This window comes from Actinacidiphila cocklensis, assembly GCF_907177275.1.
Lineage (GTDB): Bacteria > Actinomycetota > Actinomycetes > Streptomycetales > Streptomycetaceae > Actinacidiphila > Actinacidiphila cocklensis.
Genome location: NZ_CAJSLV010000114.1, coordinates 24,403 through 40,818, shown reverse-complemented (window position 1 = coordinate 40,818; position 16,416 = coordinate 24,403). Strand labels below are relative to the sequence as shown.

Here is a 16,416-nt window from a genome sequence, read left to right as displayed (position 1 = left end):
CGCCCATAGTAGGTTCCTTTTCGGGACTCACTTTGTTTCCTTATGGAACTTAACCTACGCCCGCCGCCACGCGGGCCCAGCGCGAGGAGTTGCACCGTGACCGCCATCAGCCGGGTCGTCGCACGGGAGATCATCGACAGCCGGGGCAACCCCACCGTCGAGGTCGACGTAGAGCTCGCCGACGGCTCGCTGGGCCGCGCGGCCGTGCCGTCCGGCGCCTCCACCGGAGCCCGCGAGGCAGTGGAGCTCCGCGACGGCGACCCGACCCGCTACCACGGCAAGGGAGTTCGGCGGGCGGTCGACGCGGTGAACGAGAGCATCGCGGACGCCGTGACGGGGCTGGCCGCCGAGGACCAGGCGACCGTCGACCACACGATGATCGAACTGGACGGCACCGACACCAAGTCCCGGCTCGGCGCCAACGCCCTGCTGGGCGTCTCGCTGGCCACCGCCAAGGCCGCCGCGGCCGCCCACCGGCTGCCGCTGTACCGCTACGTCGGCGGCGTCGACGCCCGGGTGCTCCCGATCCCGATGATGAACATCGTCAACGGCGGCGCCCACGCCGACAATCCGCTGGACTTCCAGGAGTTCATGATCGCCCCCATCGGGGCGGCCAGCTTCGCCGAGGCGGTCCGCATGGGCTCGGAGGTCTTCCACACCCTGCGCGCCGGCCTGCTCGCCGCCGGCCACAACGTGAACGTCGGCGACGAGGGCGGCTTCGCCCCCGACCTGCGGACCGCCGAGGAGGCCCTCGACTTCGTCGTCCGCGCCGTCGAGCAGACCGGCTACAAGCCCGGCACCGACATCACCCTCGTCATGGACCCGGCCACCTCGGAGTTCTTCCGCGACGGCGTGTACGACTACGCCGGCGAGGGCGTCCGCCGTACCCCTGGGGAACACGCCGACTACCTCGCCATGCTCGTCGACCGCTTCCCCGTCGCCTCCATCGAGGACCCGATGGCCGAGGACGACCACGAGGGCTGGCGCGACCTGACCGCACGGCTGGGCGCGCGCTGCCAGCTCACCGGCGACGACGTCTTCTGCACCAACGAGGCGCTGCTGAGCGCCGGAATCCGCGACGGCATCGCCAACTCGATCCTGGTGAAGGTCAACCAGATCGGCACCCTGACGGAGACGCTGGCCACGGTGGCCACCGCCCACCGCGCGGGCTACACGGTCGTCATGTCCCACCGCTCGGGCGAGACCGAGGACACCACCATCGCCGACCTCGCCGTCGCCACCGGATGCGGCCAGATCAAGACCGGCTCCCTGTCCCGCTCCGACCGCACCGCCAAGTACAACCAGCTCGTCCGCATCGAGGAGGAACTCGGCTCCCAGGCCCGCTACGCGGGTCCCGCGGCCCTCGGCCTGCGCCGCTGACACCGGCTCGTCCGCGGCGGCGCACCGGGGCCGCCCGGCTACCCCGGCTCCGGCCCCGGCTCCCGCGGCACCAGGCCCTGCCGCCCGGCCGCGGCGGGGCCGGGGGCGTCCATCTGCCGCCATGCGGGGAAGACCACCGGGCTGAGCGTGGCCAGGAGGTACACCCCGCCGGCAACCAGCATCGTGCCGGGCACACCGGCCGAGTCGGCGAAGAAGCCCGCGGCGAGCCCGCCCAGCGGGGTGACCATCAGGACCGAGGCGGTCGTCACGCTCAGCACGCGGCTGCGCAGCTCCTCGGGCACGGTCTCGTACATCACCGTGGCCATTATGGGGTTGAGGACCCCGAAGGCGAGGCCCTCGATCGCCATCGTCACGGCCAGCGGCGCGACGGTACCGGTGAGGGCGGCGACCAGGAAGCGGGGCATGCCGCCGACCAGGAAGGCGACGGTGAACACCGGCCACCGCCTCAAGCGCCCGGCCACGGCACCGTAGACCAGTGCACCCGTGAGCGCGCTCGCGGAGAACAGCGCGTTGAGCAGGCCCAGGTCGGCGGACCCGCCCAGATCCTCGCGGACGTGGACGGGGAGGAGCACCGCGCTCCAGCCCTGGTCGAGGCCCTTCGTGACGAGGGTCATGAGGCAGATGCCGAGGAGAAGCGGCGTGGCGAGCACATAGCGGTAGCCCTCGCCCAGCTCTCGGCGGTACGTGCGCGGCAGCGCCGGTACCGACCGCTTCCGCGGCTGGGCCTCGGCCAGGCCGCGCAGGCCGAACGCGAGCAGGGAGGCGGACACGGCGAAGGTCGCGGCGTCCAGCAGCAGGACGTTCTGCGCTCCCAGGAGGGCGATGAGCACGCCGCCGACCGCCGATCCGATCATCCCCGCACAGCGTGCGGCGCCGTCGTACCACGCGGCCGCCTTGGCCAGCGGCATCCCGGCGGAGCCGGCGAGCGTGGGCAGCAGCACGCCGCGGGCCGTCTCGCCCGGGGCGTGGCACAGCCCGGTGACGGCCATCAGCCCGCACAGCATCCAGAACCGCAGCACCCCGGCGAACTCCAGCAGCGGAACCGCGGCGACGGCCGCCCCGCAGACCAGGTCGGACGCGATGCCGACCCGCCGACGCCCTATCAGGTCGATGACGGGACCGCCGGCTACGGCGGACAGCACGACGGGCAGCATCGTGCAGAGCGCGACGAACCCGGCTTCGGCCGCACTCCCGGTGCTCTGCAGCACGAACCACGGCACGCCCATCCCGGTGAGCGCGTTCCCGGTGATGGAGACGACGTTGGCGGCGAGCACGGCGGTGAACGGGCGGCGATTGCCGGGCAAGAGCAGCTCCACGAAGGTGCCGACATCACGACGCGGCGCATCCTGGCACGTGAAAGGGCCTCAGGGCACGGCAATATCACCCGGCGGGGAGGAACACGCCACACTGGGTTCATGCTTCCTCACCGCAAGGCGTATTCCGCCGCGTTCGCCGTCGTCGTGCTCGCCCTCGCGTCCGCCGTCTCGGGCTGCTCCGACTCCGGTGGCGCCGAAGAGAAGAACGCGTCGGCGCGCACCACCGCGGCGTACACCGCGAGCCTGGCCGGCTCCGGCACGCCGACCGACGAGGACATGCGGGTGACCGCCGACCGGGTGCGCGAACGCGCCGCCGCCCTCGGGCTCAAGGACACCGACGTGCGGGTCGACGGCACCGTGGTCACCATCACGGCGCCGCACGGCAACGCCGACCGGCTGCGGCGGATGACGACCACGGCCCTGCTGGAGTTCCGGCCTGTGCTCGACCCGGCCACCGCCGGGCAGAACGGGCTCAAGCAGGCCTACGACTCCATGGACTGCAGCCGGACGACGCGGGCGACTCCGTCGCTGCCGGCACGTCCGACCGTGGCCTGCGACGGGGTGAAGGAGCAGAAGTACCTGCTCGGGCCGACCGCCCTCGACGGCGCGAAGGTGGAGAGCGCGACGGCGGAGTTCGACTCCGTGACCGGCGCCGGATGGCTCGTCGACCTCGCGTTCAGCCCCGCGGGCAGCAAGACGTTCGCCGCCGTCACCGGCACCCTGGCCCAGCACACCCCGCCGACGAACCAGTTCGCCATCGTGGTCGACGCAGAGGTGATCTCCGCGCCCTCGGTCGTGTCCGCAATCACCGGCGGCAAGGCCCAGATCAGCGGAAGCTACACGAAGGAAGGCGCGCAGGACCTCGCCGCCGCGATCTCCAGCGGGGCGCTGCCGGTACAACTCACCGCCGACGGCAACGGCTGAATCCCCCGCGAACCCTGCCGGGGCCGGGCGCCGCGTCCGGGCACGGTTCCGCGCAGGGGTGTCCGCTCACCGCGTGCCGGACTCGTGCGGGTCGGGGTGGTCCGGCGGGATGAAGCAGGCCGTCACGGTCTTGCCGTCCGCCTGGTGCCGGGTCTCCCAGCTGTCGGCGAGCGCGTCCATCAGCATCAGGCCCCTTCCCGAGGTGCGGTCCGGGTCCTGCGAGGGTGAGGCCGGTTCGCCGCTGTCGGAGTCGTGGACGCTGACGTGCAGGCACCGGCTGTCCCAGGCCATGACCAGCTGCGCACCGCTGTGGGCGTGGATGTGCGCGTTGGTGATCAGTTCAGAGACCGTCAGGACGATCGCGTCGACGGTCTCCGGGGCGTCCTGCGTCCACTTCAGCGTCTTCAGGTGCCGGCGTGCCCACTGCCTGCCCGACTGCACTCCGCCGGAGATCGGGAAGGACTGCGCCCATCCCACGGCCTTCAGCGATCCTTCGCCCATCGCCACGCTCCCCTCTCCGGATGCCGAGCAGCGCCCGCTCGCCCAGGCGCACGGGCCACGCTGTATCCCTGCCCGCTCTCCGGAGCATGAGACGTCCGGCGTGCGGAACCTGCTGCCGGGTCAGTCGCCGGGCGTGCCGGCGGATCCGGGCGGGGCGGCGGGCAGCAGCTCGCGGGTGAGCAGCGTCGCGCCGGCGACCGCGCCCGGCATCAGCACGACCGCCGCGAACGGCACGAGGAAGGACAGCACCAGGGGCACCCCGAAGCCGAGGACCAGCAGCGGCCGGCCGCGCATCAGCCGCAGGCGCTCGCACAGTTCGACGTCACGTCGCTGCATGGACACCGCGCACAGCTCCGCGGTGAGGAAGAAGCCGGACACGCAGAAGCCGACCGCGGGCACCACGGTCTGCCCGACGGCGGGCACGAAGCCCAGCGCGAAGAGGACCGCGCCGAAGGCGGCGACCAGCAGCAGCACCCGCACGCTGTCCCGCACCCCGATCCACAGCTCCCGCAGCGGCGAACGCTCGGGGGGCTGCGGGGCGTTGCCCTCGGCGACGTCCACCCGCTGGGCGAGCGACTCGTAGAACGGCTGGCCCACCAGCAGCGTCACCGCGGTGAAGGAGACCACCGCGAGCAGCAGCCCGCCGCCGACGAGCATCGCGGTCACCAGGTCGCGGAAGAGGCCGCGCCACGGGGACGTCCAGCCGTCGGCGAAGGGGGTCGCCCAGCTCGCGAGATCGTCCGCCCAGACCACCAGGGCGACCAGCGCGACGACGTAGCCGACCAGGGTGATCAGGGCGGGGATCATCCCGTAGCGCCAGTCCGACCTGTGCCGCAGCGCCCAGTGCTGCCCCCGTGCCAGCAGCCCGAGGCCCTTCACGAGATCGCCCATGGCGCGCATCCTACGGCGCTGCCCGCGGTCGCCGAGGGCCTCAGCGTCCCGGTTCCGGCAGCCGGGCGAGCAGGCGCCGGTCCGTCACCACCGCCACCGACAGGGTGCGGTAGCCGACGGAGGAGAACAGCACGGTGACCTTGCCGTCGCCCTCGCTCATCACCTCGCCGTCGCCCCACTGCTCGTGGCGCACGCGGACGCCGGGCCGGTAGGGGTGGGCCGCCGCCTCGGAACGGCCGGCGGGGCGCCCGCCGCCGGCGGACCTGCGGCGGCCCGCCCGGCGCCCTCGGGCGGCGGGCTCGTCCGCGCCGGCCCGCAGGGCTCGGCCGTCCGGCAGACCGGAAGGCCTTCCGCCGCAGTTGTCGCAGGACCCGCAGGAGCCGGCCGCGGTCTCGCCGAAGTACCCGAGCAGGAAGCGGCGCCGGCAGTCGACGGTCTCGGCGTACCCCCGCATCATGTCGACCCTCGACTGCTCCAGCTTCCGGTGGGTGGCGTCGACGGCCAGCGCGGCATGGACGGCGGCGTCCACCCCGTCCCCACCGCCGCCGCCGGTCCAGCGGCTGCCGTCGCGTGCCGTACGGACCGCCCCGGCCTCCTCCAGCAGGTTCAGGGCGGCGGACAGCCGGGTCGCGGACAGGTCGCACTCCGTCCGCAGCGCGGTCGCCCGCACCTTCCCCCCGGCCTTGCGCAGCCGCTCGGCGACCCGCGCCAGCACCTCCGCGTCCGGCGCCCCCGCGGCGAAGAAGCGCTGCAGGCCGAGGTCCTTGTGCCGGTAGGCCAGGATCGCCCGGGCCGGGGCGCCGTCGCGACCCGCCCGGCCGATCTCCTGGTAGTACGCGTCCAGCGACCCGGGAACCGACGCGTGCAGGACGAACCGCACGTCCGCCTTGTCGATGCCCATCCCGAAGGCCGAGGTCGCCACGACCACGTCCAGGCCGCCGGCGAGGAAACGGTCCTGGACGTCGCCGCGGTCGGTGGACGTCCGGCCTGCGTGGTAGCTCTCCGCGTCAAGACCGAGGCCGCACAGCTCCCGCGCCAGCGTGTCGGCAGCCCTGCGGGTCGTCGCGTACACGACCCCCGGCTTCTCCTCCACGGCCGCCCGCTCCACCACGAAGCGGTTCTTGGCGGCCTCGTCCTGGAAGGCCGCCACCTCGAGCGCGATGTTCGGCCGGTCGAAACCGGCCACGATCTCCACCGGGTCGTCCATGCCCAGGCGTTCGGCGATGTCGCGGCGGACCGGGGCCGCCGCGCTCGCGGTCAGCGCGAGCACCGGCGGATCGCCCAGCCGCTCCCGCGCGTGGCGCAGCCGCAGGTAGTCCGGGCGGAAGTCGTGCCCCCAGGACGAGACGCAGTGCGCTTCGTCCACCACCAGCAGCCGGGGCCGCGCGGCGGCGAGCCGGTCGAGCACCTCGTCCTTGGCGAGCTGTTCGGGGGCGAGGAAGACCACGTCGATCGACGAGGCGCTGATCCTCTCCCAGGCGCTGTCGTTGTCGCTGCGGCGCTGGGCCGAGTTGACCGCCGCGGCGCGCAGTGCCCCGGAGTCGAGCAGGCCCTGCATCTGGTCGCGCTGCAGGGCGATCAGCGGTGAGACCACCACGGCGGGGCCGCCCAGCAGCGCCGCCGGCACCTGGTAGATCGCGGACTTCCCCGCCCCCGTCGGCATCACGGCGATCACGTCGCGGCGCTTCATCACCGCTTTCATCGCGGCCAGTTGGGCCGGGCGCAGCTTCTGCCAGCCGAAGACCCGGCGCGCGGTGGCGCGCAGCCGTCGGGACGGGAGTGCGAACATTCTTCTCCTCGGTGGTCCGGGCGTCGAACTGCTGTGTGCCTGCCGACTACCCAGCCTCGCCCGGTTATCGCCTCCGGAACCGCCGTGCCGCCGCGGACCCCCGCGCGGGGACGCCGCCCCGGCTGCGTAGGGTGGTCACCGCCAGGTCCCGTCCGGTGAAGATCGATTTCATTGCGACGAATGTTCATCACTGGTAAAAATGAGGCGCACCGGCGTCGTCACATGTTCGATTCGCGGGGGTACGTGTGGTCGCGACGGTCCCTCCCTCGTCGTCGAGGCGGCCTTCGGCACAGCGGCGCCAGGACATCCGGCACCGGCTCAGGCGACGCCTTCCCGCCGCCGTCCGGCGCTCCACCCAGCAGGGCCTGGCCCTGGCCGCCGTCACCGTCTCCGTGCTGCTGTGCGCGACGGCGCTGGCCACCCTGGTGACACTGGCGGGCAGTTCGGTCGGGTCCGGGCAGATACGCAGGCTCGCCGCCGACCCCGACACCCGGGTCTCGGTCACCGCGTCCTTCGACACCGCCGGCATGGCCGCAGCCGACCGCGACGTCCGGGCCGCCGCCGACCGGGTCTTCGCGGGTGCGCCGGAGCGGACCTACGTGGGGCTGGTGGGTACCGCGCCGGTCGCGGTGAAGCGGGTCGACGGGGGCACGAAGGTGCCCGACGGCCCCGGCGGCAGCGGGCTCCACCCGATCGCGGTACAGGACGGGCGGGCCTTCGGGCAGCTGGTCGCCGGGCGCTGGCCCGCCGGCGCGGCGGACGCCGCGGCCGGTGCGTTCACCGCGCTGCCGAGCGTCCGGGTCGGCACGGGCTCCACCGCCCCGGTCGATGCCGCCGTGCCGGAGCCGCTGGCCCGGCGCCTGGGGCTCAGACCGGGTTCCCGAGTCCAGGTGCAGGACGCCTTCAGCCGCACGATGGAGCTGCGGATATCCGCCGTCTTCCGCGCGAGCGGTGCGGCCGGGTTCTGGTCCGCGATGGCCGGGGACGGGTCCGCGGACGAGAGCGCCGGCGAGAAGGTGCTGCTCGTCCCGGCCGCGGCGGTGAACGGCAGTGCCGTGCTGAACGGGCATCTGACGGCCCACTGGAGCGTGCAGCCCGACTTCGCCCGCCTCGGCGCCGGAGACCTCACGGGGCTGCGCGACCGGGTCCGCGCCTTCGCCGGCAGCCACAGCAACGTGTCGGTCTTCCGCGGGAAGCAGCCGCCGCTCGACGACCTGAAGATCTCCTCCGGCCTGCCGGGAGCCATCGACCAGCTGGCGCTGCCCGCCGTGGCGGCACGGTCCGAGCTGTACCTGCCGAGCGTGATGCTGGCGGTGCTCGCGCTGGCCACCCTGGTGCTCGCCGGCCGCCAGACGACCGTACGCCGCCGCGGCGAACTGGCCCTGCAGCAGGCCAGGGGCTCGGGCACGCTGCGGCTGCTGCGCGGCGCGGGCGTCGAATGGGCGCTCACCGGCGTCCCGGCCGCGCTCGCGGCACCGTACGTCGCCGGTCTGCTGCACCCCGGCAGCCGCGGGTCCGGCGCCTGGGCGGCCGTGGGCCTGACCCTGCTGGTGCACGCCGGGGCCGTGCTGCTGCCCGCGCTGCCGCAGGTGCGGTTGTCGGCGGCCCGGAACCCGCGGGCCGCGGTCGCGCAGCGGCTGGGCGCCGATCTGGCGCTGCTGGCCGTCGCGGTGCTCGGGTACCTGGAGCTGCGGCGGCACCACTCGCTGGTCGGCGCCGGCAGCGGGTCGAACGCGGGCGGCCTGTCGGTTGACCCGGTGCTGGTGCTGGTCCCCGCCGCGGCGAGCGGGGCCGCGGCGCTCCTGCTGCTGCGGCTGCTGCCGCTGACGTCCCGGCTGCTCGACGCGTTCGGCCGCCGCAGCCGGACGCTGGTCGGCGCGCTGGCCGGGTGGCAGCTGAGCCGGCGGTCGGCCCGCAACGCGGGGCCGATCGTGCTGATGTGCCTGGCGGTGTCGGCGAGCGCCTTCGCCACCACGGCGCTGGCCTGCCTGGGCGGCCTGACGACGGAGCAGGCCGCCTACACCGTCGGCGCCGACGTGAGGGTCGCCCCGACCGGCCAGGACGGCTACTCCGCCACGGTCCTGGGCGGCGCCTACCGCGCCCTGCCCGCGGTGACGGGCGTGGCACCGGTGACCCGTACGCCGGCCAACCTGCCGGGCGGAGCCACCGAGGACCTGGTGGGCACGCTCGGCGGCCCCGCGCCCCGGCCCCGGTCCCCGATCGCCGACGGGATCACCCTCCCCGGCCGCCCGACCGCGCTGCTGCTCGACGAGACGCTGCGCAGCGACGGCGACAGCTCCGCGCCGGTCCTGTCGCTGACCTTGCAGGACGCGGACGGGCTGCAGAGCACCGTGTCCGCCGCCCTGCCGGCCGCCGACGGAGCCAGGCACACCCTCGTGGTCCCGCTCGGCCTCCCGCAGAGCGGCGGCCACCCGCGGACGTACCCGCTGACCGTGTCCGCCCTCAACGTCCTGCCGAAACCCGGCGTGCGCGCCGCGCGGCTGGACCTGAGGCTCCACCGGGTCGGCTCCCGCGGCGCCACGGACAGCTGGGCCACCGCCCTGCCCGCCGGGCAGGTCTGGACCGACGGCACCACGCACGCCGCGGACGTCCGCGCGGCGGCGTGCGGCAAGGACGGCCCCGACAGCTACGCCTTCATCGGCGCTCCCGGCGTGTGCGCGATCCTCCCCGGCAGCCCCGGCGTGCTGCATGCCGACGTCAGCACCGGCTTCCGGGACCCGAAGTACGCCGGCGACGCCCCGCCGGGGCAGGACTCCGCCTCGGTCGAGGCGCCGACCGCGCCCGGCGGCCAGGTGCGGCTGGTGGCCGGTCCGGCCGGCGGACCTGCGCCGCTTCCGGTGGTGGCCGACGCCACGGCGCTGCGCGACGGCCATCTCACCGTGGGCAGCACCACCACGCTGGACGTGGGCCTGAGCAGCCCGGTGACCGCGAAGATCGTCGGTGTGCCCGCCTCGCTGCGCGGGCTGGGCCGCGGGCAGGGCCATCTGATCGCCGACCAGCGGCAGCTCGCCGCCGCCCTGACGCTCGCCGGCGGCCTCCAGAAGGACCCCGCCTTCTGGCGGATCGACAGCAGCGACACTTCCCGTACGGCCGCCGCCGTCGCGGCGGAGCCCGCGCTGGGGCACGCGACCACCACGGCGAGCGCCGCCGCGGCACTGCAGGCCGACCCCTTCCGCCGCGGGCTGCACCGGGTGCTGGAACTGGTCCGGCTGCTGGCCCCCGCCTTCGCGGTCGTCGCCTTCACCGTCCACGCGGTGGTCTCCACCCGGCAGCGCCGCAAGGAGTTCGCCCTGCTGCGGGCGATCGGCATCCGCTCCCAGGGCCTCTCGGTGCTGCTGGGCGCCGAGCAACTGGGCCTGGTGCTCTTCGCGGTGATCCCCGGGGCGTTGATGGGCATGGCGCTGGCCTCGACCGTGCTGCCGCTGGTCACCCTGGACGACACCGGCCATGCCCCTTACCCACCGCTGCCGGTGGTGCTGCCGTGGGCCACGGTGGCGCTGGTCACGGCGCTGACCGCGGTGGCCATCGGCGCGGTCGTGCTGCTGCTCGCCCGGCTGCTGGCGCGAGTCGACCTGGTCCGCGTACTGCGAGCGGGGGAGGACCGTTGAGCCGTAAGGCCGGCGACACCCGGAAGGAGCGGACCGCGACACGGTCCGCGCAGACCGGCGCCGCGATGACGCTGCGCCTGATCCGCAGGGAGACCCGGGGCGATCTGCCGCTGCTGGCCTGCCTGGCGGTGCTGGTCGTCGTGTTGACCGCACTGTGCGCGTGGGCTCCCGCGATGGCAGGCCGCCAGGAGGACCGGGCGCTGCGGCAGCGCATCGACGCCGCGCAGGCCCAGGCTCCCCTCATCACCATCACCACCGTGCCGGAGGTCTTCCTCTCCGACCCGCCCTCCCTGCACATGGCCGCCCTGCTCGGCGACGGCCGTACGCTCGCCGGGCGGCTCGGCGGCTCCGCGGCGCGCGACCTCGCCTTCGCCGGCGGCAGCTACGACTACAACCAGGCGGTCGTGGACGCCCCGAGCCCGCCGGGGCCGCCGGTGAGCAGCACCAGACTGGCGATCAGCAACCTGCCGGACGCCGCGGCGCACCTGCGCTACGTCAGCGGCCGGGCACCCGCCGACCACACGCCGTCCGGCACACCGCCGCAGGTCGGGCTGTCGCAGGCCACCGCGCAGGCGCTGGGCGTGGGGGTCGGCAGCCGGCTCGACCTGGAGTTCGCCAAACTTCCCACCGCGCAGCTCACGGACCCCAGGGCAACGCTCGTGGTGAGCGGGGTCTACCGCGCCGCATCCGGCTCCGACGGCTTCTGGAGCGGCCACGCGGCGCTGGCCCAGCCGCTGCGCTATCCGGCGCAGAAGGGCGGCGGCACCGTACTGGCCGCCCGCGGCCTGGTCGGCACCGACGCCGCCGACCTGCTGGCCCACGCCGGGGTATCGGGGCCGATGGTGACCTGGCGGCTGCGCGCCGACCTGCGCGGGGCGGCGCTCGACCGCGCCCGCGACCTGGCCGGTCCGCTGTCCGAGTACAGCGCGGACCTGAACGTGGCGCTGTGCCAGGGTGCGGACCCGTACACCGGCGACGCCAGCTGCCAGGTCGGTGACCACGCCACCGGGTCCCTGCTGGTGACCGACAACCTGACACCGCTCCTGGGCACCTTCACCACCCAGGACCACCAGGCCAGGGCGCTCGCGTCCTTCGCCGTCGACTCGCTGGCCGCCGTCGCGCTGGCCACCACCGCGGTCGCCGTACGGCTGCTGCTGCGCCGCAGGAGGGCGCAGCTGGGGTTGCAGCGCGCCCGGGGTGCGTCCACGGCGCGGCTGGTCCTGCTCCGCAGCGCCGTGGCGTGGCCTGTCGTGCTGCTCGCCGCCCTGCTCGGCTGGGCGGCCGGCGGGCAGCTGGCTCCTGCGGGGACCTCCGGCTCCGCGCAGCCGGTGGCCGCCGCAGCCGCCGCCGTGACCGTGGCGCTGACGCTGTCGGTGATGACCTGGCTGGCGGTCCGCGAGCGGCCCAGGCCCGGCCGGCTGCGGCGCTCGCGCCGTACCCCCGCGGGCGGCCGGCGCATCGTCATGGAGCTGACGGTGCTGCTCGCGGCGGCCGCCGGGGTGGTCGCACTGCGGTCCCAGGGTCCCGACGGGATCCTGGGCGCGGTGCCGGTCCTGGTGGCGCTGGCCGCCGTGCTGGTCCTGCTGCGGATCTACCCGCTCGTCCTGCGCCTCCTGCTGGGCCGCACCCGGCGCAGCAGGGGGGCGGTCGGCGTCGTCGGGATGGCCCGCGCGAGCCAGGACGCCCCTGCGACGGGGCTGGCCCTGTTCGTCCTGGTCCTGACGCTGGGCACCGCGGTCTTCGGCGGACTCGTGCAGCGCACGGTCGGCGACGGCCTGGCGACGGGCGCGACCTGGAGCGCCGGTGCCGACGCCGCCGCCACCGTCGACGGGATCACGGCACCCGCGCCGGGCACGCCGGCCGGCACCGGGATACGTACGGCCGTCCAGCATCTGCGCCCCCTGGACCTGGTGGGGCAGGCCGACGGCGCGGCGATCTCCGCGGTCGCCGTGATCACCGTCGACCCGCGTCAACTGGCCGCCGTCACCCCGAAGTCGCCGCTGGCCGCCACCCTGCTCGCCGCGCTGTCGGCGCCGCCCCCGGCCCAGGCCGGCGGGAGCGTCCGGGTGCCGTCCGTGATCTCCCCCGACCTGCGGGCGAGCGAGCGCACCGGCGGCTTCACCGCGACCGGCGCGTCCCACGGCGACCGGCCGGTGAGCCTGCTGCTGGACCCCGTCCGCACCCTCAGCACCGCGGAGTTGCACGACCCGCTGCTCGGGCCGGTCACGGCACGCATCCGGGCCGGGACGCCGATCCTCATCACCACCGCCGCCGCGGAGCGCCTGATACCGCAGCAGTCCTCGGGCAGCACCGTCCTGCTGCTGCGCGGTGACGGTTCCGCCGCCACCGGCGACGCGGCGCTGCGGTCGGCGGCCGTCCAGGCGCTCGGGCCGCTGGCGCAGGTCCGCACCCGCTCCCAGGCGCTGGCCACCCTGCGCGACGACGGCCTGGTCCGCGGCCTGCGCAGCGTCTACGTCACCAGCTCGGCGCTGGCCGCCCTGGCAGGCCTGCTCGCGGTCGCCATGGAGCTGATCCTCACCTACGACGAGCGCAGCCGTACGACGTCGCTGCTGCGTACGCTCGGACTGGGCGGCAGGCAGGCCGGTGCGGTGCACTTCCTGCAACTGCTGCCGCTCGCGGTGGCCTCGGCCGTCGGCGGCACCCTCCTCGGGGTGCTCGAACCGCGCCTGCTGGCGGGGACGATGGACCTGCGGCAGTTCACCGGCGGCCCCGCCCAGCCGGCGCTGCGCACCGACTACAGCCTGACCCTCGCGCTGGTCGGCGGCGTGGCCCTGGTGGTCTTCGCCGCCGCGGCCACCGAGACCGTCCTGGCCCGCAGGCGCAGGCTGGGCGCGGTCCTACGCCTCATGTGAGGGGGTCGGGCGTCCCGCTCTCCCCTTCGGGGTCCTGCCGCGGTACGGCGGGGGCGGGCCACACCCCGATGTGGTCGTCCTCCAGGGCCAGCCGCACCCGCTTGCGCATGTGCAGGCGCTCGGTGAACTCGCTCGGCAGCTGGAGCCGCCCGTGCCGGTCCATCACCGTGTACTCCTCGGCCGAGAGCGCCTCGACGCCGTGCTCGTCGGTGGCGACCCGGCGCAGCACCTCGGTCGACGTGCGGCCGTTGCGTATCCGTACGGTGCGCTGGACCTGCTCGGACACCAGCGCGTCATGGGTGACCACGACGACGGTGACGCCCAGGTCCTTGTTGGCCCGGCGCAGGGCGGCGAAGACCTCGTCGCTGGTGGCGGTGTCCAGCTCCCCGGTGGGCTCGTCGGCGAACAGGACCCTCGGTTCGTTCGCGTTGGCCACCGCGATGGCGACCCGCTGCTGCTCCCCGCCGGAGAGCTCGTCGGGGTAGCGGTCCCGGCAGTGGACGACACCGAGCAGGTCGAGCAGCTCCTCGGCGCGGGCGCGGCGGCCGGAGCGTCCGACCTTGGTGTAGGTCATCGGAAGCATCACGTTCTCCGCCGCCGACAGGTACGGCAGCAGGTTGCGGGCCGTCTGCTGCCAGACGAAGCCCACCGCCGTACGGCGGTAGCCGAGCCGGGCGCGGCGCTTCATCGTCAGCAGGTCGTGTCCCGCGACCTCGGCGGTCCCCGCGGTGGGGACGTCCTGGCCGGACAATATGCCCAGCAGGGTCGACTTGCCGGAGCCGGACGCCCCGATCACCGCGATCATCTCCCCTTCGGAGACGGCCAGATCGAGGCCCTGCAGGGCCTGCACCTCCACTCCCCCGGTCTGGTAGATCCGCACGAGGTTCTCGCAGACCACCAGTCCCTCCTCGCGGCGCGGGGCGCTGGTCGCGGCGGCCCGCCGCTGGAGTTCGTCCAGGCCCGGTACCTCGCTCTGGCGGTCGTGAGCTGACACGCGGTCCTCCACCGATGCGACGAACGATGCCCGAGGTGCCGGACAGCCGCCAGGATAGTGGGCCGGGCCTGCCGGTGTCCGGGCGGGCCGCGTGGCCGGGTGGTGAGGCCGGGGTCCGCCCCCGGCGGGCCGTTCGGCGGCCACCGCCCCGATCCCGGCGGTACGTTCACGACGCGGACGCTGCGACCCCGCCGAGCAGGAGAGCGGCCACCGCCTCGGGTGCCTCGTGCATGGCGTCGTGCCGGGTGGGGAGGTCGTGGACCTGCCACCCGGGATCGGCCCGGAGCCGGGTGCGGAGTTCGGCGAACGGCGTCCGGTCCTCCCATCCCGAGCAGTAGACGAACTCCCGGCGGGGCACGCGGTCGACGGCGCCCGTGAGCCGGATCGCCTGCAGGAACGAGGCGAGGGGGTGGGGGCGGCGGCGGGGGTCGCCGCCTTCCGGCGGCTGGACGGAGTAGCCGGTGGCCGCAGCGCCGGCGGCGGCCACCTCCCTGAAGTACTCGTTCGTCGACGACCACCACGACTCGCCGTCGCGCGGTACGAAGGCGTCGAGGTGCACCAGCCGTGAGATCCGGCCGGCCGCGCGGTCCGCGGCGGCGGCGACCACCATCCCGGCGTAGCTGTGGCCCACCAGCGTCACGCCGGTGAGGTGGTGGCGGTCGAGGTGCCGCACCACGTCCGCGGCGTGCGTGTCGAGGTTGGCGGTCGCGACCGCCGCCTCGTCGTCGTCCGGCCCCAGGCCGGTCAGGGTCAGCGCGTGCACCTCGTGACCGGCACGCTCCAGCAGCGGGACCACCGTCTCGTACGACCAGGAGCCCTTCCAACCGCCGGGCACCAGAACGAATGTCGCCATGTGTCTCCCCTTCCCTCCCACGCCGTGGCCTCGGGGTACGCCGCCTCGACGCCGTGTGTGCGGCAGGCGGCCACCGCCCATGGAGGAAGTCTCACCGGCTCACGGTGTGGCTCACCACCGCTACGATGCCAAGTGATGCCCGTTCGCCGCCAACCCCGCCCGACCGCCGGCGCGACGTCCTACGTGTGGCCGTCCGGCGGGCGGCACCTGTGGCCGTCCGGCGGGTCGAGCGAGATGCAGTCGCACGCACGGGGCCACCTGGTGTACGCGGCCGGCGGCGTCCTGTCGGTCCACACCGAGCACGGCACGTGGATCGTGCCGGCCAACCGGGTCGCCTGGACCCCCGCCGGGTTCACCCACCGCCACCGCGCCCACGGCGACACCGACATGCGGATCGTCTTCCTCGCGCCGTCGCTGGCCCGGCTCGTACCGGACCGTCCCGCCGTGTTCCTCGCCTCCGGCCTCGCCCGCGAGGTCCTGCTCACCCTGACCGGCCCCAGCGGCGACGACGCCGCACCGGGACACAGCAGAGCCGCGCGCACCCGCCTCCTGCGCGTCCTGGTCGACGAGCTCCGCGAAGCACACGAACAGCCGCTGCACCTGCCGGAGCCGCGGGACGACCGGCTGCAGGCCATCGCCCGGATGCTGCGCGAGACGCCCGCGGACAACTCCACGCTGGCCGAACTCGGCAGGACGGTCGGAGCCGGCACCCGCACCCTCAGCCGGCTGTTCCGCAACGAACTCGGCATGACCTTCTACGAGTGGCGCACGCAGCTGCGCATCCACCACGCGCTCGTGCTGCTCGCCGACGGCCACGACACCGTCAGGACCGCCCACGCCTGCGGATGGTCCAACCCCAGCAGCTTCATCGCGGCGTTCACCGCCGTCATCGGAACGACCCCGGGCCGCTACCGGGCCGGCGGGCGGAGCGGTCCGCGCTGAGATCCCGTCAATTCGGGTCGGCGCCGCGGTGAAAGGCCCGGCGGCGGGCAGACGGACCCCCGACAACCTCGGGAGGCCACCACATGCCGATGACATTCCGCAAGTCGTTCCACATCCTGCCCGGCGTCCGGGTCAACGTGAACCGCAAGTCGCTGTCCATCACCCTCGGGCGCAAGGGCGCCCACCGCACCTGGTCGACCACCGGGCGCCGCACCACCTCGGCGGACCTGCCGGGGCCGTTCGGCTACCGGCACACCGACCGGCGGCGCTGACCGCCGCGTTGCCCGCGAGTCGAACAGGCGT

12 protein-coding genes are annotated in these 16,416 nt (G+C 74.7%); 6 read left to right on the top strand and 6 right to left on the bottom strand.

From position 1 onward, the window contains the following. The first annotated feature begins 96 nt into the window (after positions 1 to 96). On the top strand, positions 97 to 1,380 hold the full coding sequence (gene eno, locus NFU81_RS37745) for a phosphopyruvate hydratase (protein WP_251500841.1): 1,284 nt from the start codon (positions 97 to 99) through the stop codon (positions 1,378 to 1,380). Positions 1,381 to 1,418: 38 nt separating this feature from the next. On the opposite strand, the gene NFU81_RS37740 is transcribed toward eno, so the two are convergent. Beyond that, on the bottom strand, positions 1,419 to 2,705 hold the full coding sequence (locus NFU81_RS37740) for an MFS transporter (protein ID WP_251500838.1): 1,287 nt from the start codon (positions 2,703 to 2,705) through the stop codon (positions 1,419 to 1,421). Positions 2,706 to 2,816: 111 nt separating this feature from the next. Between NFU81_RS37740 and NFU81_RS37735 the strand changes: the two genes are divergently transcribed. Beyond that, the gene (locus NFU81_RS37735; RefSeq protein ID WP_251500836.1) at positions 2,817 to 3,641 is read left to right on the top strand and encodes a preprotein translocase subunit SecD; all 825 of its coding nucleotides are present in this window, start codon (positions 2,817 to 2,819) and stop codon (positions 3,639 to 3,641) included. 66 nt (positions 3,642 to 3,707) lie between these two features. Here the strand turns inward: NFU81_RS37735 and NFU81_RS37730 are convergent, their stop codons facing one another. From NFU81_RS37730 to NFU81_RS37720, 3 genes are all read right to left on the bottom strand, one after another. Then, on the bottom strand, positions 3,708 to 4,142 hold the full coding sequence (locus NFU81_RS37730) for an ATP-binding protein (RefSeq protein ID WP_251500834.1): 435 nt from the start codon (positions 4,140 to 4,142) through the stop codon (positions 3,708 to 3,710). A 120-nt stretch (positions 4,143 to 4,262) separates the two neighbouring features. Further along, complete coding sequence (locus tag NFU81_RS37725) at positions 4,263 to 5,033, bottom strand: EI24 domain-containing protein (RefSeq protein ID WP_251500831.1); 771 nt, start codon at positions 5,031 to 5,033, stop codon at positions 4,263 to 4,265. 40 nt (positions 5,034 to 5,073) lie between these two features. Then, on the bottom strand, positions 5,074 to 6,822 hold the full coding sequence (locus tag NFU81_RS37720) for a RecQ family ATP-dependent DNA helicase (RefSeq protein ID WP_251500829.1): 1,749 nt from the start codon (positions 6,820 to 6,822) through the stop codon (positions 5,074 to 5,076). A gap of 245 nt (positions 6,823 to 7,067) precedes the next feature. Between NFU81_RS37720 and NFU81_RS37715 the strand changes: the two genes are divergently transcribed. Both NFU81_RS37715 and NFU81_RS37710 read left to right on the top strand, forming a co-directional pair. Then, complete coding sequence (locus tag NFU81_RS37715) at positions 7,068 to 10,451, top strand: FtsX-like permease family protein (RefSeq protein ID WP_251500825.1); 3,384 nt, start codon at positions 7,068 to 7,070, stop codon at positions 10,449 to 10,451. Then, positions 10,448 to 13,324 carry a hypothetical protein gene (locus tag NFU81_RS37710; protein WP_251500823.1) on the top strand — a complete coding sequence of 959 codons (2,877 nt, stop codon included), beginning with the start codon at positions 10,448 to 10,450 and terminating at the stop codon, positions 13,322 to 13,324. The genes NFU81_RS37715 and NFU81_RS37710 overlap by 4 nt, the downstream gene beginning before the upstream one ends. Here NFU81_RS37710 and NFU81_RS37705 read toward each other — a convergent pair. Beyond that, positions 13,317 to 14,318 (bottom strand): ABC transporter ATP-binding protein, encoded by a 1,002-nt coding sequence (locus NFU81_RS37705; protein ID WP_422665390.1) that lies wholly within the window; start codon positions 14,316 to 14,318, stop codon positions 13,317 to 13,319. The genes NFU81_RS37710 and NFU81_RS37705 overlap by 8 nt on opposite strands. A gap of 166 nt (positions 14,319 to 14,484) precedes the next feature. Continuing rightward, positions 14,485 to 15,171: an alpha/beta fold hydrolase gene (locus NFU81_RS37700; protein ID WP_251500821.1), complete on the bottom strand. Its 687-nt coding sequence runs from the start codon at positions 15,169 to 15,171 to the stop codon at positions 14,485 to 14,487. Positions 15,172 to 15,405: 234 nt separating this feature from the next. Between NFU81_RS37700 and NFU81_RS37695 the strand changes: the two genes are divergently transcribed. Together NFU81_RS37695 and NFU81_RS37690 are read left to right on the top strand one after the other, a co-directional pair. Beyond that, a complete protein-coding gene (locus tag NFU81_RS37695) occupies positions 15,406 to 16,113 on the top strand; it encodes an AraC family transcriptional regulator (RefSeq protein ID WP_251501373.1) in 708 nt (235 codons plus the stop codon). Between the two features lie 83 nt (positions 16,114 to 16,196). Continuing rightward, a complete protein-coding gene (locus NFU81_RS37690; protein ID WP_251500818.1) occupies positions 16,197 to 16,385 on the top strand; it encodes a DUF4236 domain-containing protein in 189 nt (62 codons plus the stop codon). Positions 16,386 to 16,416 lie beyond the last annotated feature (31 nt).

Excerpts from the sequence above, each read along its gene's own strand:
- NFU81_RS37700 (WP_251500821.1), bottom strand. The coding sequence starts at position 15,171 with ATGGCGACATTCGTTCTGGTGCCCGGCGGTTGGAAGGGCTCCTGGTCG.
- NFU81_RS37730 (WP_251500834.1), bottom strand. The coding sequence starts at position 4,142 with ATGGGCGAAGGATCGCTGAAGGCCGTGGGATGGGCGCAGTCCTTCCCG.
- NFU81_RS37720 (WP_251500829.1), bottom strand. The coding sequence starts at position 6,822 with ATGTTCGCACTCCCGTCCCGACGGCTGCGCGCCACCGCGCGCCGGGTC.
- NFU81_RS37695 (WP_251501373.1), top strand. The coding sequence starts at position 15,406 with ATGCAGTCGCACGCACGGGGCCACCTGGTGTACGCGGCCGGCGGCGTC.
- NFU81_RS37725 (WP_251500831.1), bottom strand. The coding sequence starts at position 5,033 with ATGGGCGATCTCGTGAAGGGCCTCGGGCTGCTGGCACGGGGGCAGCAC.
- NFU81_RS37735 (WP_251500836.1), top strand. The coding sequence starts at position 2,817 with ATGCTTCCTCACCGCAAGGCGTATTCCGCCGCGTTCGCCGTCGTCGTG.
- NFU81_RS37690 (WP_251500818.1), top strand. The coding sequence starts at position 16,197 with ATGCCGATGACATTCCGCAAGTCGTTCCACATCCTGCCCGGCGTCCGG.